Below are 24,517 nucleotides of genomic sequence, written 5' to 3'. Positions count from 1 at the left end.
ATTTTTAACTAAAAAAGGATCTGCTAGGCAGGTCCTTTTTCTCTAAGAAATTTTTATTTTAAATAAATTTTTATTTTTCAATCCACTTTTTATTTTTTTCTTTCAATACCCTTACTACATTGTCGTTTAAGGCAGAAATTGTTACATCTAAGTCCTTACCCTTAATAAAATCTCTTATTGTATAAACTGCTACTTCTGCTGCTTCATCAAGTGGATAGCCGTAAATTCCTGAAGATAGTAGTGGAAATACTAGGCTTTTTAAATTATTTTCCACTGCAAGTTCAAGAGCAGATTTATAAGCTGCTTCTAAAGTTTCTCTTTCTTTTTGGTTGCCATCAAAATAAATAGGTCCTACTGAATGAATTATGTATTTTGATTTTAAATTATAGCCCCTTGTAATTACAGATTCGCCTGGATTTATTGGTGCAAGTTTATTACATTCTTCTTCTAATTCTTTGTCACTCGCCTTTTTAAAAATTTGTCCACAAACTCCGCCGCCTCTTTTTAATTCTGCATTTGCTGCATTCACTATTGCGTCTACTTCGTAATCTAATATATTTTTCTTTTCAATTTGAAAGCTCATAATGCACCCCTTACTTTATTCTTTAAAATATATACCACTTTAAAGATTTTTTAAATAGATAAATGAAAATTTTTGACAAAAAATATATCTTTGTAAAATTTTTTAAAAATTTCAATAAAAAAAGACTAACTAAAAAGTTAGTCCTAAAAATTATTTAGTATTTTTTATATACTTATTTATTGTCATTCTCTTTAAAACAGAGACTATAACTGCAAGAATTGCTATTCCAATTGGAAGTGTAAGCGCAGGCTTTCCTATTATTCCTGACACTAAAAAGGCAAGTGCTGATGCAGAGCCTACACTAATTGCATAAGAAAGCTGACTTGATACGTGGGCTATGTGATCACATCCTGCTCCTGCTGATGAAAGTATTGTTGTATCAGAAATTGGTGAGCAGTGATCTCCAAATACTGAGCCAGAAAAAATTGCTGCAAGAACAATTGTCAAGTAGTGCATGTGATTTGTATGCATTAATATTGGAACCATTATTGGAATTAAAATTCCAAAAGTTCCCCAAGCTGTTCCAGTTGAGAAAGACAAAAATGCTCCAACTACAAAAATTATTGCAGGTAAAAGCCACATTGGCATAGTTGAGTTTGAAATTAGTGATGCAATGTATGATCCTGTATTTAAAAATTCATCACTTGTAATGCCACCAATTGTCCAGGCAAGAGAAAGTATTACTATTGCAGAAACCATTGTCTTCATTCCTTCAACTATTCCCTTCATAAATTCTTCAAACTTTAAAAGTTTTCTTGGAATATACATTACAAAGGAAACTGCTATTGCAAAAAAAGCTCCTATTACAAGAGACAAGTTTACATTTGCATTCCCAAAGGCTGCTGCTGCTCCTACTCCATCAGAGAAAAATCCTCCAGTCTTTAACATCATCGCTACAGTTACAAAAATTAATACTAAAATTGGCACTACTAAGTCATAAACTTTTCCATTTTTTGAGTACTCATAACCAACTTCTTCATTTTCAAGAATTCTTGATGTGTCATTTAATTCGTATTTTTCCATTACTCCTATTTCTATATCAGATGTACAAAAATATAAAATCAAAAGTAGAGTAAGTATAGGATAAACATTCATAGGTATAGTGCTTAAAAATACGCTCATTGGGTTTTTTACGCCAGTATCTCCTATTACTGCAACGACAGAAGCTGCCCAAGATGAAACAGGTGCAAGAATACATACAGGTGCTGCAGTTGAGTCAATTATGTGTGCAAGCTTTGCCCTAGAAACCTTATTTTCATCAACAATTGGTTTCATAACTGCTCCAACTGTTAGACAGTTAAAATAATCGTCTATAAAAATTAACATTCCTAAAAAAGATGTGGCAAGCTTTGCCATTTTTTTGCTCTTAATTTTTTTACTTGCCCATTTTCCATAAGCAAAGGAGCCCCCTGCCATGTTCATTACCATTACTAGAGAACCTAGCATTGTTAAAAACACTAGCATTAGAGCATTATCTCCAAGTTTAGTTCCCATTAATTCAAAAACTGTTTCCAAAGCGGCAATAATATTTCCGCCAGTGTAGATAAGTCCTCCAGATAAAATCCCTATTAAAAGTGAAGTTATTACTTCTTTGGTTATCAGTGCCAAGGCAATGGCAACAATTGGAGGAACTATCGATAAAATTCCAAATTCCATTTTTTCTCCTTTATCTTTTATTGATCCTTTTCTCTCAAGTTAATTCTATAATTATCCATAACTTCCGAAAAAATTTCTGAGCTTGATTTTGGTGTATAAGTGATGGTATTTGCACCTGCTTCTATGGTTTCAAGTATATGCTCATCAGTATGACCACCAGTAGCAATAATTGGAAATTCATCTCCAACTATCTTTCTTGTATATTTTACTAGTTCTGCAGTCTTTTTACCACCTGCAATATTTAAAACTCTTGCTCCAGCCTTAACTTTTCCCAATATATCATCATATTTACTTATTACAGTTGCAATAACTGCTATGTCAAGTGTCTTTGAAATTAGTTCAATATTTTCATTTGACATAGGTGCATTTACTACAACACCTGCTGCTCCAAGTAATTCTGCTTGCAAGCCAATATTTACTGATCTTAAACCTGATGTTGTCCCTCCACCTATTCCAACAAATACAGGGACAGATGCAACTTCTATTATGGCTGATATTATTTTTAGTTGTGGTGTAAAGGGATAGACTGACATAATACCTTGTGCGTTGTTATTTACAACAACTGGAATATCATTTGTAAACATGAGCGATTTTATTCTCTTTCCAAGAAAATTTATTCCACTTGCTCTATAAGTAACTTCTGGCACAGACACTTGTCTTCTTCTTAGTTCAGTATCTATATTTGGAATAAATTTCTTTTTCTTTTCTATGTTGTCAAAATTTTCCATTTGCCCTCCAAAATTTTAATTATATTTTTACATTTATATTTATTTAATACGATATCTATAATAAAGTCAATTCTATTTTTATACTTTTATAAAAATTATTAATCTGTGTTATACTTTATTTAGAAGTATTTTAGAAAGAAGGAGAAAATGTGCCAGCTAATTTAAAAAGATTTGGATTTGAATTTGAGACCTGTAAAGATAAGGTTTCTTATTCTATTTATCACGAAAATACGCCCATAAAACTTACAGAAGAGATGACAAAAACTTTAGAATACCTCTTATGGTATGTGCCAAATATAAATTCTCTGCAGTCACCTGAAAATGAGCTCACATCTTCTCTTAGTTTTGAAAATTTTGTCTTTGGCATAATAAAAAATTACATGAGTTTAGAAAATAAGGACGTAGCCTTTTTAGATTATATTGATAAAGACATAGTAAAATTTTATGAAGATAAAATTTGTCCTCACTCACAAAAAATAATTCTTACAAAGGGTGAAAGGGAATCAAAAACTGACTCTCTTTTTCGTCACATAAGAAATGCCTTGGCTCATGGACATTTTAACATAGTTAATGGCATGTTAATTGGCTTTGACTATAAAAGTGGACCAGAGGATAAGGATACTTGCACAGCAATTTTTAAAATTTTTCCACAAAATCTTTTGCGAGCTCTTTCAAGTTTATCAGAGGAAGTTACAGCAGAAAAACTTGCAAAAATTGCCCTTGAGAGAACTGGCTACACAGTTGAAAGATTTAATAATACAAGAAAAGAAGCTTCCTTTGACTTTTATGTAAAAAAAGGCAAAAAGAGATACGCTCTTGATATTAAAAAATATAAAGACATAGAAGTTTTACCAGAGTCTGAAGTAAAAACTTTAGTAGATAAGTTCTCCGGTTTATATGAAGGCATAACTCCAGTTTTATTTATAAATACTTCTTTCTTAAAAAAGGAAACTAAAGAAAAATTAAAAAAAGAAAATGTTATAATTTTAGACATAAAAAATATTTTAAAAATGTTAGATAATAGAGATATTTTAGCTGAAATTGACCATTAAAAAAGGATGCAATAAAATGCATCCTTAATTTTTTACTAAATAAATTGTAAGAGCTATACCAATAAGGTTGGCAAGGTAAAATTTTTTTTCGCGAGTCTTGTGGTGGAAAATTTCCATTCCAAGAATACCCCCAACTCCAGCCAAAACTGAAAGTGACAAAAGAGTTTTTTCGCTAATTCTCCACAAATTATGCTTGGCTTTATACTTGTCTATTCCGTACAATATAAAATTTATTAAATTTAAAAATATTATTAAATAATTATTTTCCACTTAATCATCTACTTTAATATTTTTTATAAAGAATATATTAAACTAAAAAATAAATTATTTCTAGTTGCTTTTATTATAATTAATCTCCTTTAAAATTTAATTTTTAAGGATTTTATATTATAGATTCTTTTTTTATTAAATCAAATTTATTTTTGTAATCAATAGCTAATTTTTGGGATTCTTCAATTTTTATTTCTTGGAAAAGAACTTTGTCCAAAAATGTCATTTGGGCAAGTTTATGAAGATCTGCTGTAATTACATTTCCAATTTTTGTATAACCACCAGTTGTTTGTCTATCGGCAACAAGAATAATTGGTTGACCATTTGCAGGTACTTGAATTGACCCAAAAGTAGTTCCATCAGAAATAATATCAGCTGTTTCTTTGTGTTCAATAGCAGTTCCCTTTAATCTAATTCCCATTCTGTCAAAGTCTTTAGTAACTTGATATCCCCCTGATCTAAATAAATCGTGAATTCCTTTTTCAGTGAAATAATCATCTTGAGGTCCTAAGACAATTCTTAAAATATTGCAATGTGAAATTTTGGGAATATATTTTTCAGGTATTTTTCTCATTGTTTCTTCTTTTGATTTTTTAATGTTAATTTCATCCTTAGCTTTTAAAGCTCTGCCTTCTATTCCTCCCATTTTTGTCTTAATATGAGTTGACTTAGATCCATTTACAACAGGCACATCAATAGAACCTCCAAAAGCTAAATAAGATCTTATACCTTCATTAACTTTTCCAAATTGAAGAGTATCTCCTTTTTTTACCTTTATTGTTTCATACATTGGAGCAAGCTCTCCATTTATTTTTGGATTCATATTTGAACCTGTAATAGCAATAATAAGATTTTCATTAAACTTTAAAGTTGGACCAAAGAAAGTCATTTCAAATACAGCTTCGTCAAGTTTATTTCCTACTAAAATATTTGCAAGTCTATAATTGTAATCATCCATGACACCTGATGTTGGAATACCTAACTCTTGATATCCATATCTACCAGAATCTTGAATTGTCGTAAGAATTCCACCATTTATTACATCAATACTACTCATGAAGATCACTCCTCTTTAACATTTTAATTGAAATTTTGTAAGAATTATTTTTTACTTCTTTTTCTATTTTTTTGTACTTCTTTTCATCTATTGGAATATATCTAATATAGTCACCTGCTTGGATAAATACTGGTGGCTCTTTTGTATCATCATAGAGTTTAAGTGGAGTTCTTCCTATTAATTGCCATCCTCCAGGTGATTCTAGTGGGTACATGCCTGTTTGATTTGCAGCAATACCTACAGAACCTGCTTCAATTTTTAGTCTTGGACTTTTTAGTCTTGGAGTTGCAATTCTCTCATCAAGTCCACCAAGATAAGTAAAGCCTGGCATAAATCCCATCATATAAACTAGGTAATCTGTGCCAGAGTGGATTTTTATAACTTCATCTATGCTAAGATTTGCATTTTCTGCAACAAATTCAATATCTGGTCCATATTCTTTACCATATAAGGTTGGAATTTCTACAAGTCTAACTTTATCAGATTCTTTAATATTATTTGCATTACTAAGTTTTTTTAGATTTTCAACAATTTCTTCGTAAGAAATTTTTATAGGATCATAATTAATTAAAATTGACCTATAAGTTGGCAAAATATCCAAAACCCCATCTATTTTTTCTTTTTTTAAATTTTCAACAACTGCGGCAATACTTGCATTAATTTCTTTTTCAATTGTATCGCCAAATTCCATTACAATTGCAGAGTCGCCTGCACTTAGATATTTTATTTCTTTATACATATTTAACTCCTAACTTATCCCATTAAATTACCAAAACTATTTATTACTGTTTGAAGGCTCATGTATGCAGTAAATATAACTACTAACCAGCCTAAAATATAAAGAAGATTTGAATGTCGGTAATTTCCAACAATTTTTTTATTTTTAGAGGCAAGCAAAATAACTGCAAGAGTTATTGGTAAAATAAAACCATTTAAAGTTCCAACGACTACTAATAATTTTTGTGGCTTGCCAATTAATATAAAGGCAATAGTTGAAAAAACAATAAATATTATAGTAACAATACTTTCGTGATCTTCAACTGTTTTAAATAAAGTTTTTAGAAAGGAAACTGAAGTGTATGCAGCTCCAACAATTGGCGTAAGAGCTGAAATAAAAAATACTACTCCAAAAATTTTATAGCCAAGATTTCCTGCTGCTATTTTAAAAGCACTTGCAGGAATATTATCTGGATCAATACTTGACATAGAAACAGTCATTGCCCCTAAAATTGCAAGGAATAATACAATTCTAAGAATTAAAGCTACTACTATACCAAGACTTGCAGATTTATTTACTTCGCCTAAATTTTCTTCCCCAGTAATGCCAGCATCAATAAGCCTATGACCACCAGAAAAAATAATATATCCTCCCACTGTTCCTCCTATTAAAGTTATAATAGCTGGAAACAAATTTGTAATAGATTCACCTGGCAAAAAGGCTGACTTAGCTGCTTCAGCAATAGGCGGATTTGTTTTTACTGCTACATAAGTAATTAAAATAATCATACCTATTCCAAAATATTTAGTAACTTGATCTAATAAACTTTTTGCTGATGGTGATGCAAAAATTATAATGCCAATTATTCCACCAATTGCTGCACCAATTCTCGCATCAATTCCGAAAATTACATTTAAACCAAGCCCTGCTCCTCCAACATTTCCAATGTTAAAAGCAAGTCCTCCAAGGGCAACTAGAATTGCAATAAAATATCCCAATCCAGGCAATACTTTATTTGCTATATCTTGTCCTCTCATCTTTGAAACTGCAATAACTCTCCAAACATTTAGCTGTGCAATGTAAGAAATAATTACAGAAGAAATAATTACAAAGGCAAAAGATAAACCAAATTCATAAGTGTAAGTTCCTGTTTGTGCAATAAAACCTGGACCTGCTGATGAAGCTGCCATTAAAAATGCAGCTCCAATTAGAACTGATAAATCACTTTTTTTATTCTTCATCCTTCCTCCTTACTTTAAAAAACTTGTCAAAGGTTTAATTTCAATACCTTCAGCTTTTAATCCTTCTCTTATATTTTTTACAAATTCAAGAGCTTCTGGATTGTCTCCGTGAACACAAATTGAATCTGCAACTATGTCAATTTCTTTTCCATCTGCAGTCGTAACTTTATTTTCTTTAATCATCTTTACAACTCTAGGAATAGCTTCTTTAGGATCTTTAACAAAAGCACCTGGAAGAGATCTGTTTACAAGAGTACCGTCTTCATTATATCCCCTGTCTGCAAAAACTTCTTGAGCTACTCTAAGTCCTCTTCTTTTTCCTTCTTTTGCAATATATGAACCACTAAGTACCATTAAAATTAAATTTTTATCGTATTCTTCAACGGCATCTAAAACAGCATTGGCAAGTTTTTCATCATTACAAGCAGTATTATAAAATGCTCCGTGAAGTTTTATATGTTGTAATTTTTTTCCATGTGCCTTTGCAAAAGCAGCAAGTGCTCCAACTTGATAAAGCATATATGCTCTAGCTTCTTCAGGCTTTATGTCCATCTTTCTTCTTCCAAATCCCATTAAATCTGGATAGCCTGGGTGTGCACCAATTTCTACACCATTTTCTGCTGCAGCTTTACAAGTATTATCCATAATTAGTGGATCACCAGCATGATAAGCACAAGCACAATTAATACTTGTTACATATTTTATTATTTCTGAATCCATGCCCATTTTATAAGCTCCAAAAGATTCTCCAATATCACTATTTAAGTCTACACAATATTTCATTTTTTCCCCCTTAATTTTATACAAATAAGATACTTCTGTATTAAGTATAAAACAGTTTTTCTGTAGTTTCAAACATGTCGCAATAAATCATTGTATTTAAACTAAGACTTTTTTTATAAAAAAATGAGGCTAAAAGCCTCATAAATCCCACTTATAACTATATTAAATTAATTTGTCTAATTTTTCAATAATGTATTTTTTGTATTCAATAAATTTTTTATCTTCAAAAAAATTATCTTGAAAATCTTCATTAATTTCAATTTCGTCAATAATGGTTCCAGGATTTTTTCCCATGATATAAATTCTATCAGAAATCTTAACTGCCTCTTCAATATCATGAGTTATAAAAATCGTAGAAATTTTCATCTCGCTAATAATATTTTTATACCACTTGTGAATTGAAGCCTTTGTTATAGCATCAAGGGCAGAAAAAGGCTCATCTAAAAGTGCAACTTCATTGGAAAAGACATAAGTTCTAAGAAGTGCTGCTCTTTGTGCCATTCCTCCAGAAAGTTGCGAAGGATATTTTTCCTGTGTGCCCTCTAATCCAAAATCTTTAAATAATCCACGAACTTTTTCTCTTGCTTCTTTTTTCTTATGACCCCTAAGAACAAGGGGAAGAGAAACATTGTCTATTATGCTCATGTAAGGAAGGAGTAAATCTTTTTGTAGCATATAGGAAATTTTCCCTGCCCTTCCTGTTACAACTTCTCCCTTTAAAAAAACTTTTCCCTTATCTGGCTTTAAAAGACCAGCTATTATGTTAAATAGCGTAGTCTTTCCACTTCCAGATACTCCAACAAGAGAAACTAATTCGCCTCTCATTAATTTAATGTTTATGTCCTTTAAAACTAGCTTGTCATCAAAGGACTTGTCAACATTTTCTACTCTTAAAATTTCTAATTTTTCACTCATTTTAATTTTTCAGGATTAATAAATTCATCAGTGAAACCAAAATCTTTTGGAATTTCCTTGTCGATTAGTTTATTTTCCCATAACCAAGCGTAGAAATTATTCCATCTATCAGGATTTATTTCACCGAAGTATTTTGCATCGTCTTTATATTTATCAGCTAAATATTCCATTCCCTTTTCAACAAAATCTTTGTCAAGTTCTGGATTTATTTTAACTAAAATGTCAGCTGCTTCCTTTGGATTTTCTGCTGCATATTCATATCCCTTAGAAAAAGCACGCATAAATCTCTTTGCAACATCTTCTTTATTCTTTAAGAAGTCGTTATTTGCAATTAAAATAGGTGTGTAGTAATCAAATACAGGGCTTATATCTCTAAAAGCAAAATAATTTATTGGAACATTTTCTTTTCCTGCAAGTACTCCGTCAACTTGATAGAAAATCCAAACTGTGTCAATTTTCCCACTGATAGCTTGAACTGCATTTACTACATTTTCTGGAATTAGTTGAACTTTTGAAAAATCTCCACCGTCATCTGTTACTACTTGTTTTAATATTGCTTGTTCAATTGGAAGTCCCCAAGTTGCATAATTGTGATTTTCCATATCTTTTGGTCTTTCAATATTTTTATCTTTAAGTGAAATAATTCCAGAAGTATTGTGATTTATTATTGCAGCAACTGCTGTAACAGGTAGTGGTTTATCACTTGCAAAGGCTGGAGCAATTGTATCTTGGTAAGATACTCCAAAGTCTGCTTTTCCTGATGCAACAAGTGCTTCAGCTCCATTTGCTGGTGGTTGATTTACTTCTACTTCAATACCTTCATCTGCAAAAAATCCCTTATCCATTGCCACATATAGTCCTGCATGGTTTACATTTGGTTCCCAATCAAGTAAAAAGCTAACTTTTTCTGTAGGAAGATCTTTCTTTTCTTCAGCTTTTTTGTTTTCAGTTTTTCCACAAGCTGTAAGCATAAGACCTGCTAATAATAAAACTGATAATTTTTTTAAATTTTTCATTTTTCCTCCGTCCACGGCATCATCTTTTTTTGTATAAAGCTAACTAGCTTCATCAAAATAAGAGAAATTGCCGAAATTAAAAATATAACTGCAAACATCTTATCAAAGGAGTAGTTTTTTTGAACTCTAATCATATATACTCCTAAACCTTTATAACCACCTAGCCATTCTGCAATAACAGCTCCAACTACAGAATAGGAAACAGCAATTTTAAAGGCTGCGAAAAAATTTGTTAAGCTCTCTGGAAATTTAATGTACCTATAAATTTCTGCCTTGTCTGCTCCCATTGCCTTTAATAATTTTATTTTATCCTGATCCACCTCTTTAAAAGCTTCTAAGAGAGACACTGCAATTGGAAAAAAAGTTCCAATAACTATTAGTGCAATCTTTGGCATAACTCCATAGCCCATCCAAAGTACAAGTAGTGGTGCAATAGCAACTGTTGGAACAGTTTGCGTTATTACTAGTATTGGATAAAAGGCCGAATAAACTGTATCAGATAAATCCATGAGGAGAGCTATTAAAAAGCCAAGAGTAACACCAATAAATAAGCCTATGAAAGCTTCTGTAAGTGTTGCCCCAAGATGAGATGATATAGTAGAAAAATCTGTAACAAAAGCTTTTACAACATCAAAGGGCTTTGGAAGTAAAAATCTTCCAACTATTCCCCTTGTAGTTACAAAATGCCAGATAGCAAAAATAATTATAATCAAAGAAGCTGCTGAGATATTATCCTTGATACTTGCCGGTTTTTTCATCGATTGTCAAAATCCCCTTTTCAGAATAAAATGTTTTAGAATAACAAGCAACTTGTTCTGAAATTTCGCCCGCCATCTTTACGCAGTTTTTTAGAATTTCAAAGGCTTTGTCAAAGTCATCTAATTCTATAACTGTTTCAAAGGGCGTAACAACATAATTTACCTTTTCACTTTTTATATATTCGATTACCTTATCTACAACTTCAACAATAGATTCTGTTGTGCCTTCTTTTGTTGTAGGAAGGATTTGTATCGCTACTGAAATCTTCATAATTACCTCCTCAAATAAATTTGCAAATAAATTTCTGCATAAAAAAAGTCCCCTAGCTGGAGACGTACTTTTCCCGCGACAGCATTACCTGTCCTGGTCCAAAGGGTTTAAGGATATCCTAATCTCAGCAAAAGCTCCCCTGATACTTTTATTATAGACATAAGAATTTTTTATTACAAGTATAAGTTAAAAGAAAAAGTAGACTCTCGCCTACTTTTTACACTTATTATTATTCAATAACCTTTAAAATTTCATCAATTGGTTTTTTATCCTTTTCTTCTGGCTCTTCTTCAATTTTTCCAAAGGGCATCTCTGCAATAAGTTCCCATGAATCAGGAATTTCATAAAGATCTTTTACCCAAGAATCAATAGCAGGATTGTAATGTTGATTACTTGCGCCAATTTCTTCATCACGAAGTGCTTGCCAAATATTTAGCTGAATCATAGCGGCTGAATGATGACCCCAAGTTTCAAAATATTCTTTATAGGAAGGAATATTTTTTTCCTCCTCCTTAATTTCATCTTTGTCAATAAAAATTAGGGCAGTACCCTTGGCATGATAAAATCCATGAAATTTTTCTTCCTTAATTTTGTTGTCAAAAGTTTCATTTACCCTCTTCCAAAAATCCTTTGACTTGTCATCAAAAAGTAAAAGTACTCTAGTTGTTTGTGAATTCATATGAGAAGGTGTAGTATTTAGGACATCTTCAATTAAATATTTTATCTCCTCATTAGATAGCTTAATATCTTCAGACAAATTGTAATAAGATCTTCTCTTTTTAATTATTTCTATATATTCTTGCATAATACACCTCGCTAATTAAGTTCTTAATAAAATATTACCCGAAAATCAATAAATTACTCTAACCTGCCGCCCTTAGTGTAGAGGTTATAGTAGTATCCCCTCTTTGCCATTAGCTCTTGGTGACTTCCTCTTTCTACAATGCCATCTCTAGTCATGACAATAATTAAATCTGCATTTTGAACTGTTGTAAGTCTATGAGCAATGGTAATAGTTGTCCTTCCCTTTGAAAGTTTTTCTATAGAATCTTGGACTACAATTTCACTTTTGTTATCAAGGGCAGATGTTGCTTCATCTAAAATTAAAATTGGTGGATTTTTTAAAAATACTCTGGCAATAGAAATTCTTTGTTTTTGACCTCCAGATAGTTTTACACCACGCTCACCAACGTAGGTATCAAAGCCATTAGGAAGACTCTTTATAAATTCATAGGCACCGGCAAGCTTTGCAGCTTCAATAATTTCTTTTTCTGTGGCATCACTTTTTCCGTAACCAATATTGTCCTTCACTGTGCCAGAAAATAAATATACATCTTGTTGGACTATGCCAATATTTTCTCTCAAAGATTTTATTTTTATTTCACGAACATCAATTCCATCTACTGTGACAGATCCGCTATCAACATCATAAAATCTTGGAATGAGATTACAAATAGTTGTCTTTCCTGCACCACTAGGTCCGACAATTGCAAGCTTTTCTCCTGGTGTAATATCAACAGAAAAATTATTTAAAACCTTGACCTCGCCCTTTTTATAAGAAAAGTCAACATTATTAAAAGAAATTTCTCCCTTAACATTTTTTATTTCACGAGCATCCTTTTTGTCCTTTATGTCAGGTTCAATAGACATAATTTCTGCAAATCTCTCTATACCAGTCATTCCCTTTTGGAACTGCTCAGTAAATTCAATAATTCTTCTAACTGTAGCGAGAAGAGATTGAATAAACATTACATAGACAATTAAATCTTCTGGACCAATTTCTCTTTTCATGAGAAAATATCCGCCACTTGCAATTAAAATTAAATACATTAGTCCATCAAAGACTCTATTAATTGTATTAAAGCCAGCCATGGACTTGTAATATCTCTTTTTTATACCTAAAAATTTATTATTTTCGTAAGTGAATTTTTCTTTTTCAACATCTTCATTAGCAAAAGATTTTACAACTTTTATGCCAAGAAGAGAATCTTCAATAGAAGAATTAAGATGACCTATGTGAACTCTTTGATCCTTTTGGGCTACACGCATTTTGTTTCTAAAATGACTAGAAAAATATATCATAAGTGGAATCATAATATAAATAAGTAGAGTCATTTTTACATTTATGCTAAGAAGAATTATTAATGAAATAATAATTTTTATAGCACCAATAAAATATTCTTCAGGACAGTGGTGAGCAAACTCCGTAATGTCAAAAAGATCATTAGTTATTCTTGACATTATAACGCCAACTTTTGTCTCATTATAAAAAGTATCAGAGAGACTTTGAAGATGAGAATAAAGGTCTTTTCTCATATCAGTCTCAATTTTTGCACCCATTATATGACCAATGCTAGTCATAAAATATTGGGCAATTACTTCAATAAATTTTATAAAAATATATAAAAGTGAAAGTTTTAGCACAAAATCAAAGCTAATTAAGGCTAAATCATTCATGCCCCTAGTAGTTAGGGCACGAAGAATTAGTGGCAAAATCATTTCACTTGCTGTAGTCAGTCCTGCACAAAATAAATCCAAAAAGAGTGTCAGTCTATACTTATAAAAATATGGCAAAACTCTTTTAATCAAATTTTTATTTTTCATTTTTCCTCCCCTTAAATTTATAATACAATAATTTATATTAATAATAACACAAAAATAAAATTCTTTAAAAGTACAGATAATAAGCTTACTTGACATAAATTTTTAAACAAATTATAATTTGATAAGACTTATAAAGGAGATTTTAAATTGGAAAATAAAAATAGCCAAAGTAGCACAGGTTCTAGAATTGCAAAATCCACTCTTGCCATCACTGTTTTTTTATTAGTAGGAAAAGTTTTTGGTTTTTTTAGAGAATCACTAACTGCCTACGTCTTTGGTGCAGGAAAAGAAATGGATGCCTTTTCTCTTGCACAGGCTGCAACAGCAATGATAGCAAGTTTTGTAACACAGGCAATAGCGACAACTTATATACCTTCTGCACAAAAAGCTGAATTAGACCATGGACCAAGCAGAAAAAATTATTTCACAAATAATTTATTAATGGTGGCATCTTTAGTGTCCTTTGTCCTTATTATTCTTGGAATTGTTTTTCCAAATCAAATAGCACTTTTATCAGCATCACAAGCTGACCCAGAAACTTACGCCATTGTCGTTAAATTGATACAAGTTGGAATGCCAGTAGTTTTATTTTCTTCTTGGGTTGGAGTAATGGAAGGATATTTACAACATGGTGGTAAATTTGCAGCAACTGGTGCCATAGCTATTCCACTCAACTTAACATATATAGTTTATTTAGCCCTATTTTCTCGCCATGTAGGCATAATGGGTCTTACTATTGCATCAGTCTTAGGAATACTTGCACAATTTTTATTCTTACTTCCTAATGCAATGAAAATTGGTTACAGACCAAAAATTATTGCAGACTTTAAAGATCAATATGTAAAAGAAGCACTTATACTTGCACTACCAGTTTTTGTATCCGTTTCTGTAAATGATATAAACACAATCGTAAATAGAAACTTGGCATCAGGCATGGGTAGAGGCGCCGCATCAATTTTATATTATTCAAATAAAATGAATACAATGATAATTGGAATTTTCATAACAGCAATAACAGCAATTGTCTTTCCAATCCTTACAAAAACTTTAGGTTCAGGAGATATGAAACTTGGCAAAAAAGTTATGAATGCATCAATAAAAACTGTACTTTTTATAACTGTTCCAGCAACTGTTGGCTTAATAATATTAGCAAGACCAATAATAGAAATTGCCTTTGTCCGTGGATCCTTTACTATGGCAGACGGTATAGCAGCAACATCAACATTAAGATGTTACTCCCTATCCTTGATTTCAATTTCAGTAATAAATGTCCTAAATAGAATTTATTATTCCATTGAAGACACAAAAACACCTTTTTACGTAGGAGTTACAAATGTAATAATAAATGTTGGACTTAACCTTTTAGTAGCAAGACATTATGGAACAAATGGACTTGCAGCATCAGTTTCTATTGCAACAACAATTGCACTTTTTATTTCCTTCATATTACTAAAAAAGAAAATAGGAAATCTTGGAACAAAATCCTATATAAAGGCGTCAATAAAAACCTTTATGGCTTCAATTGCAATGGGAGCAGTTTCACTTTCCTACTTCCCTTACGAAAAACTCATTATGTCCTTTACAAGTGGAGGAATGCAAACACTACTAAGACTAATCCTACTTATGTTAATAGTTACAATAGCAGCTTGCGTATATGTAATATGTCTATATTATTTAGGAGTACGTGAAGTTCGCGATGTAGTAGGAATATTAAAAAATAAAATAGAAAGAAAAAAATTAGCAAAAAATAATTTATAAATATTAAGACTCCTTGCGAGTCTTTTTTTTATAAAGTTTTTATTTTTTTATCTAATTAAAGTGTTTTATTTTATATAGAAGTGGTATAATATTATTTAATTGGAGGTGTTATTATGGGCTTATTTATTGTTATTGCCATTATTGTAATCGTTTGCTATATTATGTGGAGAAAAAATCAAAATAAAAATACTCCTGGAGAAAAAAAATCTATTGAAGCTAGAGAAAAAACTTCTGCTGAAAAAGTACATAGGGAAGAATTGCTTAAAGATTCTGAAAATTCTTTAAAAACTTCTGAGGTCAAAGAAGATAATATAAGTAAAAATGATTCTACTAAATCTTTTGAAAAACAAGATGAACAAAAATATGATGGTTCCAGAAAGAAAGATCGTGCTAAAAAGAGAAGAGAAAAAAGAAAAACAGATTTAGAAGAAGTAAAAAAAGCTCCTGCTAATAAAATTGAAGATAAAAAACTTGATACTAAGGTTGAAAAAGTTGAAAAGACTGTAGAAAAAGTTGAGCCAAAAGTCCAAGCTAAGACTGTAGAAAAGGTTGAGCCAAAAGTCCAAGCTAAGGCTGAAAAAGTTGAGCCAAAAATAGAAGAGGCTAAGGAAAAAGTTAATGAACCTCTTAAAAAGCCTGAGCCTAAAGTGGATAAAGTTGATTCAAAGCTTGAATCAAAAGAAAATTTTGTAAAGCCAGCTGAAAAAACTGAAACTAAGCCTAAAAAGGTTTATAAACCAATTGAAAAACTTGACCTTGATACTTATGGATCTAAAGATAATGTAAAAAATGAAGAAAAAAATATTGAGCCAAAGCCTGAAGCTAAAGTAAATCTTGAAAGGCCAGCTGAAAAAACTGAGTCTAAGCCTAAAAAAGTTTATAAGCCAATTGAAAAACTTGACCTCTATACTTATGAATCTAAAGAAAATATAAAAAATGAAGAAAAAAATATTGAGCCAAATCCTGAAGCTAAAGTAAATCTTGAAAGGCCAGCTGAAAAAAATGAAGGTCAAAAAATTATATCTACTAACGAAAAATACAAGGACCTTATAAGTGGACTTAATGAAAATCCTTGGGATGTTAACAGCGAAAAAATAAATGTCAAACTAGAAGACCTTAACCTTAAAGGTAAAAAGGCTTCAGCTGAAAATTATTCACTTGATGAAATTAAAAAATCACTTACTAGAGAAAACTTGTCTGAATTTTTAAATTCTGTAAATACTAATCCAACAATTTTAAAGAGAAAAGACAAGGTAATTTATGAATTTACGACAAAAAAAGAAGATGAAATCAAAAAAATTGCAGAGAGATATTCTCTAAGTCCTTCTAATTTTGAAAAGGCAAGCTCTTTAATAACAGTTGACAAAGAAAGTTCAAAACTCATAGAACTTACAGATATTTTGTCAGATAAAGAAAAGAGATTTTACTTTGAAACAAAATTTTAGTAAAATATAAAAGTCATAGCAATATGGCTTTTATTTTTTTGCCAATTAAAATTTTTAAAAATTAATCTATAAAAGACATATAATTAAGGCATAAAATTTGTATTGTTTTAAAAATTTAACAAAAACTTTGAAATATTTTTACTTTTATAGTTTAAGATAACAATGAGGAGATTTTATGAATAACAAAGAAAAACTTCAAGAAATCATCGCCTTTTTAAATGAGAATACGAGATTTAAAGAAACAAAAAATTTCATACAACATGGCAACACTTCAGTCTATACTCATGTTATTTCTGTTGCAAAAAAATCTATTGAAATAGCAGAAAAATATAATTTAGATGTAGATATGGACTCAATGATTAGAGGCTCCCTTCTTCACGATTATTTCCTATACGATTGGCACGATGGCAAAAGGGAAAGATTAATCCACGGTTTTACTCATCCTATGAAGGCCTATAAAAATGCGAAAAGTGAATTAAATTTAAATCGAATTGAAAGAGACATAATAGTAAAGCACATGTTTCCCCTAACTATTCTTCCACCAATGTATTTAGAATCTTGGATTGTAACTTTCTCTGACAAATATGTTTCTGCTGTGGAAACTATAAAGAGAAGATCTATGAAAGTGGGTTTTGAAAATTTATGAGAATTTCAGAATTATATCTAATATTTTTTATCTACTCCTTTATTGGCTGGTGCTGGGAAAGTTTCCCCTGCTCAACAATAGAACTAGATAAATTGTATAACAGAGGATTTTTAATTGGACCGACCTGCCCAATCTATGGCATTGGCGCAACAATTTCTTACTTAATGCTTAGAGATTTTCAGTCAAGTCTATACATTTTTATTTACTCTGCCCTTTTATCCTGCACAATAGAATATATTATTGGATATTTTTTGGAGAAATTTTTTCATCAAAAATGGTGGGACTACAGCGACTATCCCTTCCAAATTAAAAGTAGAGTTTGCCTATATGGTCTTTTGATTTTTGGAATGGCAAATATTATTATCGTAAAGCATTTTACTCCAGTTATGTTACTATTTTTATCAGCAGCTGAAGATAGAATTATTGACTCTCTAGCCTTAATATTTACTGCATTTTTTGCTATGGATATTATTATAACTTTAAATCACCTGCTTGATTTTTCTAAGGGCTTAGATAAAATTTACTGCAATTTAAAAATTAGAAGCGAAAATTATTTTGCTTATCTAAACGAGTCAGAAAGGCTAACAAATTTAAAATTAATGTCAGAATCTAAAAAGTTTAAAATAAAATTTGAAAATTTTAATTCATCTTTAAAAGATAGAGAAGAAAATTTAAAAAGAATTAAGAACACAAAAATAAAAGACCTCTTTAGTGATAATTTCTAATAAATCACTTAGGTCTTTTTTTCTTTTTATTTTGTAAAATTATTTACCTTCTCACAGTTCCATCTATTGGATCAATTGTGATTATGTCTCCAGTTTTTATTTTTTCTCTTATATTTTTTACGCCAACTATGGCAGTTTTATCCATAGAAATTGCTGCCACAGCTCCATTTGATGTGAAACCTGCTTCTTCTGTTACAAATCCTGAAGACTTTTCCATGTAAGGAATCATTCTTCCATCTGTTCCATTGCAAATAATTATATCTTTACTTTTAAAATTTTCTTCCAAATCTTCAAAGGTATTCGCTACTATTGCCCTTGCCTTCTTTTTCTTTTTGCCAATTGCTGTACCTCTTCCCAAAATTTCTGAAACATTTTCAATTTTAAGAAGATTTGTTGAGCCAGCAATACCTGCAGGTACTCCTGCTGTAAGGACAACTAAGTCTCCAGATTTTATAAAGCCTTTTTTAACTGCAATTTCCATTGATGCGTCAATTAAATTATCCGTATCCTTAAAGTTTAAAACTTTTACTGGTGTGATTCCCCAGACAAGACTAAGTTGATTTTTAATTTTCTCAAAGGGTGTTGAGGCAATTATTGGCGTCTCTGGTCTAAATTTTGCAATTGCTCTTGAAGTGTTGCCTGAAGTTGTTGCCGTAATTATTGCTTCTGCTCCAAGATCTCTTGCAATTACACAGGCACTTTTTCCTATGGCGTTAGTCATAGATTTTTCCACATCTCTTATTCTATTTTCCAAAATTTTATCGTGGTCAATAGTATTTTCTGTGTACTCCAAAATTTTTCTCATTGTAACAACTGATTCTATTGGATATTTTCCACTTGCAGTTTCGCCAGAAAGCATTACTGCACTTGTACCATCAAGAACTGCATTGGCAACATCATTGGTCTCTGCACGAGTTGGTCTTGGGTTTCTTATCATGGAGTCAAGCATTTGTGTTGCAGTAATTACAGATTTTCCAACTATATTACATTTTTTTATAATTTCTTTTTGCACAATTGGAACAGCTTCTGTTTCGATTTCAACGCCAAGATCTCCTCTAGCAACCATAATTCCGTCAGAAACTTCAATTATCTCGTCAATTAATTCCACTGCTCTCTTAGATTCAATTTTTGAAATTATTTTTGTTGTATAGTCCCTTTCCTCTTCGAGAACTTTTCTTATGGCTAGGACATCTTCTCTGGACCTTACAAAGGATGCCGCAATAAAATCAATGTCTTCCTTAATGCCAAATCTTATATCTTCGATGTCTCTTTCTGTAAGAGCTGGAAGATTTAGATTTGCACCAGGCACATTAACTCCCTTGTGTGAAGAAATAGCACCAGAATTTTCTACTTCTGTAACTATTTCTTCTCCGCGAATTTCTTTTACAAGTAACTCCACAAGTCCGTCGTCAATTAAAATTTTATCTCCTTCTTTTACATCTTTATAAAGTTCTTTATAAGAGATGCTAGAAATTTTTTCATTGCCCACTAAATCTTTATTAGTTAAAATAAATTCTTCGCCACTATTTAAAATAACTTCGCCATCAATATCTCCCAGTCTAATTTCTGGTCCCTTGGTGTCTAGCATTATTCCAATGGGAAGATCCATCTCTCGCCTTAATTTTTTTATTCTGTCAATTTTTATCTTGTGTTCTTCATGACTTCCATGAGAAAAATTAAGTCTTGCCACATTTACTCCTTCTAGGAATAATTTTTTTAATATTTCTTCACTTTCACTTGAAGGACCAATTGTGGCAACAATTTTTGTCTTTTTCATAAATCACCTCATATTGAAACAGTTTTTAATATTTCTAAAAGATCTTTTCTAAAAACTTTTTTAACATTAAAAATTTCGTCAAAACTCATTTTTATTACTTTTCCATCTTTATAACCAAGGGCAAGTGAATTTCCTTTTTTTGCTTCTTTTACAGCCAAGTATCCAAACTCAGATGCCAAAATTCTATCAGCTATACTTGGAGTTCCTCCTCTTTGTATATATCCAAGGACAGTTACTCTTGTGTCAATACCTGTAAGTTTTTCAAATTCTTTTGCGAAATCAAAGGCAGATCCACAACCTTCTGACATAATAATTATGTGGTGCTTTTTGCCCCTATTCTTGCCCATAATAGCTTTTTCTGCAATTTCATTTATATCTAGGGGAATTTCAGGAACAATTATTGATTCTGCACCAGAAGAAACTCCAGAATAAAGAGCAATGTCGCCACAGTTTCTACCCATTACTTCAACTACATTAGCTCGACCAAGAGCCTCTGTTGTATCTCTAATATGACTTACTGCTTCTGTAACAGTTTCTACAGCCGTCATAAATCCAATTGTATAATCTGTGTAGGCAAGATCGTTGTCAATGGAACATGGAATTCCAATAACATTTATTCCATGTTCTTTTAAAATTTTTGCTCCATGTAAACTTCCATCGCCACCAAGGACAATAAGGGCATCTATTTCAAAAATTTTAAGAGAAGAAATTGCCTTTTCTAATCCCTCTTCTGTCATAAATCTTTCTGACCTGGAAGTTGATAAAATTGTTCCACCTCTTTGTATAATGTCTGCCACAGAAGACTGTATTAATTTTTCAAATTTGGCATCTATTAAGCCTTCGTAGCCACCCTTTATGCCAAAAACTTCTATTCCTTCATATATTGAAGTTCTAGTCACTGCTCTTATTGCAGCATTCATGCCTGGGGCATCTCCACCACTTGTTAAAATTGCAATTCTCATAAGCACCTACTTTAAAATAATTTTTTCTCTACTCTTAGTAAAAACTGACAGCCTATTTTTAATTTCATCAAAGGATGTAGAGTCAATCCACAAGTTTGATTCCGTTCCAAAGGCCCTTCTAGTATCTTCTTCAAAAAATATAACTGGCGTGTTTCCTTCATATTCTTTTAAAACATTTTTCATTTCAACAACAATTGGATTTTTCATGGAGTCAATGGAAATGTATAGTTTATTTTTTGTTGGCATCTTAATTTTTGAAATGGCATCTACTAAAATTTTTGGTTCTTCAACTTCTGATTCTTGAAAATGACCCTCAACAAAGACTACATTTTCGTCATCAATTAAATCCTTGTATTTTGAAAAAACATTTGGGAAAATTACAAGTTCAATTGTGCCAAAAAGATCTTCTAAAGCTGCAAAGGCCATCATTTTATTATTTTTTGTAATCATAGTTTTTTTGGACTTTAAAATTCCGCCGACTTTTACCTTACTATACTTCAAAAGATTTTCTCTATACTTTTCAAATATTTGGTTTGTGTTAATATTAGTGGATTTTTCAATTATTTCTCTATAAGGATCTAGTGGATGACCAGATATATACATGCCAATAACTTCTTTTTCCATGTCAAGTTTATCCTTTTGCTTAAAGTCTCGAAGTATAGGAAGATCTTCACTTACATTTGTATTTTCAAAAAGAGAAAATTGTCCAAGGACATTGTTTTTTGCAGTGCTTGATGAAGATGACAAAACACTTTCATAAATTGCAAGATACTGAGCTCTATTGCCTTCAAAATCATCCATGGCACCACATCTTATAAGAGCTTCCACTGCCCTTTTATTTAGGGCAGATTTATCTATTGCATTAATTTTATCTACAAAATCCTTTAGTGATTTATACTTACCCTTGTCTCTTCCTCTTACAATTACATCAATTAAATTGTCTCCAACATTTTTTACAGCTTTTAAGCCAAAGCGAATTTTTTTATTTTCAACAGTAAAATTTTTGAAAGAGTAATTTATATTAGGCGGCAAAATGTCTATACCAAGTCTTTTTATCTCTTCTATATAAAGACTTACCTGTTTTATATCATTAGTGTATGTGGAAATTTGTGCTGCCATAAATTCTCTTGGATAATAATATTTTAGCCAAGCAGTTCTATAGGCAACTACAGAATAAGCAACGGAGTGAGATTTATTAAAGGCGTAGTCAGCAAAATCAATTATTAAGTCGTAAATCTCATTGGCAGATTTTTCATCTACTCCATTGGCAATAGCACCGCAAACTCCTTCTTTTTCATTTCCATAAATGAAGTTCTGTCTTTCTTCTTCCATGACCTTCATTTTTTTCTTTGATATAGCACGTCTTACAATATCAGCTCTGCCAAGAGAATAGCCACCAATTTGTTGAACAATTTGCATTACCTGTTCTTGGTAGACAATACAGCCGTAAGTAGATTTAAGAATTGGTTCAAGTTTTGGATGAATGTAAGAAATTTTACTCTTATCGTGTTTTGAAGCTACAAATTTTGGAATTTGTTTCATTGGTCCTGGTCTAAAAAGGGCATTGGCTGCAACTAAATCAGAAAATTCATCTGGCTTTAATTCTTTTAAGAAGGCTCTCATGCCAGAAGATTCAAATTGAAATACTCCAAGGGTTTCTGATTTTGCAAACATCTTTAAAACCTCAGGGTCATTATAGTCAAATTTTTCAAAGGAAATAGTCTTACCTTCATTTTCTCTTATTAAATTTATTGCATCGCGAATAACAGTTAGTGTCCTAAGTCCCAAGAAATCCATTTTTAAAAGCCCTAACTCTTCAAGTTCAATCATGTTAAACTGAGTTGCAATTATTTTATCATTTCTAGTTAGGGGAACATATTCTGTTAGCTCGTCCTTTGAAATAACTACACCAGCCGCGTGAGTGGAAGTGTGTCTTGGAAGTCCTTCAAGTTTTAGTGCCATGTCAATTAATAATCTTGATTCCTCTTCAGAGTCATAAATTCCCTTAAAAGTTTCAGAAATTTCCAGTGCCTTTTCAAGAGTCATGTTAAGAGCTTGTGGAACTTGCTTTGCAATATAGTCCACCTTTGCATAGGACATATCAAGAGCACGACCAACATCTCTTATGGCATTTCTCGCAGCCATTGTTCCAAAAGTTACAATTTGCGCAACATGAGATTCTCCATATTTTCTATTTACATATTCAATTACTTCTTCACGTCTTTCATAACAGAAGTCAATGTCAATATCTGGCATAGAAACTCTCTCTGGATTTAAAAATCTTTCAAATAGAAGATTGAATTTTAGAGGATCAACATCTGTTATACCAAGGCAATAAGAAACAATACTGCCTGCTGCAGAACCCCTTCCTGGTCCAACTTGAATTTCATGTTTTCTAGCATATCTTATAAAATCCCAAACTATTAAAAAATAGTCCACAAAGCCCATATTTTTTATAGTATTAAATTCAAAATCAAATCTTTCTTTTATATCATCAGTAAAATTTTCGTAGCGGTTATACATTCCTTCAGTGGCAAGTTTTTTTAAATATTCTTCATGAGTGTAGCCCTCTGGTACTGTAAATTCAGGAAGATGTTGCTCGTGAAATTTTATATCAACATTACATCTATTGGCAATTTTTACAGTGTTTTCAAGGGCATCTTTATTTTCAGGGAAAATTGCTGCCATTTCATCTGGAGATTTTAAATAAAATTCATCTGAGGGAAATTTCATTCTATTTTCTTCGTTAATTGTCTTTCCCGTTTGAATGCACAAAAGGACATCGTGACTTTTTGCATCATCTCTATCTAAGTAGTGGACATCATTTGATACAGTAAGGGGGAAATTTAATTCTTCTGAAATTTTTATAAGTTCACGATTTACACGAGCTTGTTCTGGCATGCCATGATCTTGAAGCTCCAAGAAAAAATTATTTTCTCCAAAAATTTCTCTGTATTCAAGAGCAGCAGCCTTTGCCGCATCAAGGTCTCTATCTAAAATAAATCTTTGAACTTCTCCACCAAGACAAGCTGAAGTTGCAATAATGCCCTTAGAATATTTTTTTAAAACTTCTTTATCAACTCTAGGCTTGTAATAATATCCATCAACAAAAGCTAGAGATACAATTTTCATAATATTTTTAAATCCTTGGTTATTTTCTGCCAAAAGTATTAAGTGAAACCTCTTATTGGTCTTATCCTTAATAGTCATATCTTTTTCTGAAACATAGACCTCGCAACCTAAAATTGGTTTTACACCTTGGTCCTTGCAGGCTTTATAAAAGGCAATGGCACCATACATATTTCCATGATCAGTTAAAGCCACAGCATCCATACCAAGTTCCTTTACTCTTTTTGGCAAAAGATTTATTCTCGTTGAACCATCTAAGAGAGAATATTCGCTGTGAAGGTGCAAATGCACAAAATTATTCATAGAATCATCCTTAATCTATTCTTTAATCATTAATAAAAATTTATTCCAAAATTTTATACTTATATATATAAGTTAATCTTTCCTATATTTTATCAAAGCAGGAAAGCAATTAAAAGGGCA

General features: G+C 31.3%; 22 protein-coding genes. 5 read left to right on the top strand and 17 right to left on the bottom strand.

What is annotated here, in order from left to right; translation table 11 throughout:
* Positions 1–70: 70 nt before the first annotated feature.
* The 3 genes from JOD41_RS04225 to JOD41_RS04215 all read right to left on the bottom strand — a co-directional run bounded on the left by JOD41_RS04225 (position 71) and on the right by JOD41_RS04215 (position 2,967).
* On the bottom strand, positions 71–583 hold the full coding sequence (locus JOD41_RS04225; RefSeq protein WP_205051715.1) for a macro domain-containing protein: 513 nt from the start codon (positions 581–583) through the stop codon (positions 71–73).
* Positions 584–733: 150 nt separating this feature from the next.
* Entirely contained in the window at positions 734–2,239 is a 1,506-nt protein-coding gene (locus tag JOD41_RS04220) for a Na+/H+ antiporter NhaC family protein (RefSeq protein ID WP_205051714.1), read from the bottom strand.
* A 17-nt stretch (positions 2,240–2,256) separates the two neighbouring features.
* The gene (locus tag JOD41_RS04215) at positions 2,257–2,967 is read right to left on the bottom strand and encodes a hydrolase (RefSeq protein WP_205051713.1); all 711 of its coding nucleotides are present in this window, start codon (positions 2,965–2,967) and stop codon (positions 2,257–2,259) included.
* 149 nt (positions 2,968–3,116) lie between these two features.
* Between JOD41_RS04215 and JOD41_RS09285 the strand changes: the two genes are divergently transcribed.
* Positions 3,117–4,019, top strand: coding sequence for a restriction endonuclease (locus tag JOD41_RS09285; RefSeq protein ID WP_205051712.1), 903 nt, complete (start codon positions 3,117–3,119; stop codon positions 4,017–4,019).
* A 24-nt stretch (positions 4,020–4,043) separates the two neighbouring features.
* Here the strand turns inward: JOD41_RS09285 and JOD41_RS04205 are convergent, their stop codons facing one another.
* The 11 genes from JOD41_RS04205 to JOD41_RS04155 all read right to left on the bottom strand — a co-directional run bounded on the left by JOD41_RS04205 (position 4,044) and on the right by JOD41_RS04155 (position 13,652).
* Positions 4,044–4,289, bottom strand: a complete 246-nt coding sequence (locus tag JOD41_RS04205) for a DUF1294 domain-containing protein (RefSeq protein WP_205051711.1) — start codon at positions 4,287–4,289, stop codon at positions 4,044–4,046.
* A 112-nt stretch (positions 4,290–4,401) separates the two neighbouring features.
* The gene (locus JOD41_RS04200) at positions 4,402–5,346 is read right to left on the bottom strand and encodes a 5-oxoprolinase subunit C family protein (protein ID WP_205051710.1); all 945 of its coding nucleotides are present in this window, start codon (positions 5,344–5,346) and stop codon (positions 4,402–4,404) included.
* Positions 5,339–6,085 (bottom strand): 5-oxoprolinase subunit PxpB, encoded by a 747-nt coding sequence (pxpB, locus tag JOD41_RS04195; protein WP_205051709.1) that lies wholly within the window; start codon positions 6,083–6,085, stop codon positions 5,339–5,341. Before pxpB ends, JOD41_RS04200 begins: the two co-directional genes overlap by 8 nt.
* A 14-nt stretch (positions 6,086–6,099) precedes the next feature.
* Positions 6,100–7,305, bottom strand: coding sequence for an NRAMP family divalent metal transporter (locus JOD41_RS04190; RefSeq protein ID WP_205051708.1), 1,206 nt, complete (start codon positions 7,303–7,305; stop codon positions 6,100–6,102).
* 9 nt (positions 7,306–7,314) lie between these two features.
* Positions 7,315–8,088, bottom strand: coding sequence for a LamB/YcsF family protein (locus JOD41_RS04185; protein WP_156702409.1), 774 nt, complete (start codon positions 8,086–8,088; stop codon positions 7,315–7,317).
* A 162-nt stretch (positions 8,089–8,250) separates the two neighbouring features.
* On the bottom strand, positions 8,251–9,003 hold the full coding sequence (locus JOD41_RS04180) for an ABC transporter ATP-binding protein (protein WP_205051707.1): 753 nt from the start codon (positions 9,001–9,003) through the stop codon (positions 8,251–8,253).
* Positions 9,000–10,019: an ABC transporter substrate-binding protein gene (locus JOD41_RS04175; RefSeq protein WP_156702405.1), complete on the bottom strand. Its 1,020-nt coding sequence runs from the start codon at positions 10,017–10,019 to the stop codon at positions 9,000–9,002. Before JOD41_RS04175 ends, JOD41_RS04180 begins: the two co-directional genes overlap by 4 nt.
* Positions 10,016–10,777, bottom strand: coding sequence for an ABC transporter permease (locus JOD41_RS04170; RefSeq protein WP_205051706.1), 762 nt, complete (start codon positions 10,775–10,777; stop codon positions 10,016–10,018). The genes JOD41_RS04175 and JOD41_RS04170 overlap by 4 nt, the downstream gene beginning before the upstream one ends.
* A complete protein-coding gene (locus tag JOD41_RS04165) occupies positions 10,749–11,048 on the bottom strand; it encodes a thiamine-binding protein (protein ID WP_205051705.1) in 300 nt (99 codons plus the stop codon). The genes JOD41_RS04170 and JOD41_RS04165 overlap by 29 nt, the downstream gene beginning before the upstream one ends.
* Before the next feature lie 229 nt (positions 11,049–11,277).
* Positions 11,278–11,853, bottom strand: coding sequence for a nitroreductase family protein (locus JOD41_RS04160; RefSeq protein ID WP_205051704.1), 576 nt, complete (start codon positions 11,851–11,853; stop codon positions 11,278–11,280).
* 53 nt (positions 11,854–11,906) lie between these two features.
* Entirely contained in the window at positions 11,907–13,652 is a 1,746-nt protein-coding gene (locus tag JOD41_RS04155; RefSeq protein ID WP_205051703.1) for an ABC transporter ATP-binding protein, read from the bottom strand.
* 147 nt (positions 13,653–13,799) lie between these two features.
* On the opposite strand from JOD41_RS04155, the gene murJ reads away from it, so the two are divergent.
* From murJ to JOD41_RS04135, 4 genes are all read left to right on the top strand, one after another.
* Positions 13,800–15,410: a murein biosynthesis integral membrane protein MurJ gene (gene murJ, locus JOD41_RS04150; RefSeq protein WP_205051702.1), complete on the top strand. Its 1,611-nt coding sequence runs from the start codon at positions 13,800–13,802 to the stop codon at positions 15,408–15,410.
* Between the two features lie 113 nt (positions 15,411–15,523).
* On the top strand, positions 15,524–16,855 hold the full coding sequence (locus JOD41_RS04145; protein WP_205051701.1) for a hypothetical protein: 1,332 nt from the start codon (positions 15,524–15,526) through the stop codon (positions 16,853–16,855).
* A gap of 175 nt (positions 16,856–17,030) precedes the next feature.
* A complete protein-coding gene (locus JOD41_RS04140; RefSeq protein ID WP_205051700.1) occupies positions 17,031–17,501 on the top strand; it encodes an HD domain-containing protein in 471 nt (156 codons plus the stop codon).
* The gene (locus JOD41_RS04135) at positions 17,498–18,226 is read left to right on the top strand and encodes a putative ABC transporter permease (RefSeq protein WP_205051699.1); all 729 of its coding nucleotides are present in this window, start codon (positions 17,498–17,500) and stop codon (positions 18,224–18,226) included. The genes JOD41_RS04140 and JOD41_RS04135 overlap by 4 nt, the downstream gene beginning before the upstream one ends.
* 43 nt (positions 18,227–18,269) lie before the next feature.
* Here the strand turns inward: JOD41_RS04135 and pyk are convergent, their stop codons facing one another.
* The 3 genes from pyk to JOD41_RS04120 are packed head-to-tail and all read right to left on the bottom strand — an operon-like array spanning position 18,270 to position 24,397.
* Complete coding sequence (gene pyk, locus JOD41_RS04130; protein WP_205051698.1) at positions 18,270–20,003, bottom strand: pyruvate kinase; 1,734 nt, start codon at positions 20,001–20,003, stop codon at positions 18,270–18,272.
* 8 nt (positions 20,004–20,011) lie between these two features.
* Entirely contained in the window at positions 20,012–20,965 is a 954-nt protein-coding gene (locus JOD41_RS04125; RefSeq protein WP_205051697.1) for an ATP-dependent 6-phosphofructokinase, read from the bottom strand.
* Positions 20,966–20,971: 6 nt separating this feature from the next.
* The gene (locus JOD41_RS04120; RefSeq protein ID WP_205051696.1) at positions 20,972–24,397 is read right to left on the bottom strand and encodes a DNA polymerase III subunit alpha; all 3,426 of its coding nucleotides are present in this window, start codon (positions 24,395–24,397) and stop codon (positions 20,972–20,974) included.
* Positions 24,398–24,517: the final 120 nt, after the last annotated feature.

It is taken from the genome of Peptoniphilus gorbachii (assembly GCF_016908115.1).
In the GTDB taxonomy this organism is placed as follows: domain Bacteria; phylum Bacillota; class Clostridia; order Tissierellales; family Peptoniphilaceae; genus Peptoniphilus_A; species Peptoniphilus_A gorbachii.
Note: the sequence above shows the minus strand (reverse complement) of the source record. Positions and strands in the feature narration are given on the sequence as shown.

Coding starts and splice junctions, on each gene's coding strand:
- JOD41_RS04225 (WP_205051715.1), bottom strand. CDS start 583: ATGAGCTTTCAAATTGAAAAGAAAAATATATTAGATTACGAAGTAGAC.
- JOD41_RS04220 (WP_205051714.1), bottom strand. CDS start 2,239: ATGGAATTTGGAATTTTATCGATAGTTCCTCCAATTGTTGCCATTGCC.
- JOD41_RS04215 (WP_205051713.1), bottom strand. CDS start 2,967: ATGGAAAATTTTGACAACATAGAAAAGAAAAAGAAATTTATTCCAAAT.
- JOD41_RS04200 (WP_205051710.1), bottom strand. CDS start 5,346: ATGAGTAGTATTGATGTAATAAATGGTGGAATTCTTACGACAATTCAA.
- pxpB (WP_205051709.1), bottom strand. CDS start 6,085: ATGTATAAAGAAATAAAATATCTAAGTGCAGGCGACTCTGCAATTGTA.
- JOD41_RS04190 (WP_205051708.1), bottom strand. CDS start 7,305: ATGAAGAATAAAAAAAGTGATTTATCAGTTCTAATTGGAGCTGCATTT.
- JOD41_RS04185 (WP_156702409.1), bottom strand. CDS start 8,088: ATGAAATATTGTGTAGACTTAAATAGTGATATTGGAGAATCTTTTGGA.
- JOD41_RS04180 (WP_205051707.1), bottom strand. CDS start 9,003: ATGAGTGAAAAATTAGAAATTTTAAGAGTAGAAAATGTTGACAAGTCC.
- JOD41_RS04175 (WP_156702405.1), bottom strand. CDS start 10,019: ATGAAAAATTTAAAAAAATTATCAGTTTTATTATTAGCAGGTCTTATG.
- JOD41_RS04170 (WP_205051706.1), bottom strand. CDS start 10,777: ATGAAAAAACCGGCAAGTATCAAGGATAATATCTCAGCAGCTTCTTTG.
- JOD41_RS04165 (WP_205051705.1), bottom strand. CDS start 11,048: ATGAAGATTTCAGTAGCGATACAAATCCTTCCTACAACAAAAGAAGGC.
- JOD41_RS04160 (WP_205051704.1), bottom strand. CDS start 11,853: ATGCAAGAATATATAGAAATAATTAAAAAGAGAAGATCTTATTACAAT.
- JOD41_RS04155 (WP_205051703.1), bottom strand. CDS start 13,652: ATGAAAAATAAAAATTTGATTAAAAGAGTTTTGCCATATTTTTATAAG.
- JOD41_RS04145 (WP_205051701.1), top strand. CDS start 15,524: ATGGGCTTATTTATTGTTATTGCCATTATTGTAATCGTTTGCTATATT.
- JOD41_RS04140 (WP_205051700.1), top strand. CDS start 17,031: ATGAATAACAAAGAAAAACTTCAAGAAATCATCGCCTTTTTAAATGAG.
- JOD41_RS04135 (WP_205051699.1), top strand. CDS start 17,498: ATGAGAATTTCAGAATTATATCTAATATTTTTTATCTACTCCTTTATT.
- pyk (WP_205051698.1), bottom strand. CDS start 20,003: ATGAAAAAGACAAAAATTGTTGCCACAATTGGTCCTTCAAGTGAAAGT.
- JOD41_RS04125 (WP_205051697.1), bottom strand. CDS start 20,965: ATGAGAATTGCAATTTTAACAAGTGGTGGAGATGCCCCAGGCATGAAT.
- JOD41_RS04120 (WP_205051696.1), bottom strand. CDS start 24,397: ATGAATAATTTTGTGCATTTGCACCTTCACAGCGAATATTCTCTCTTA.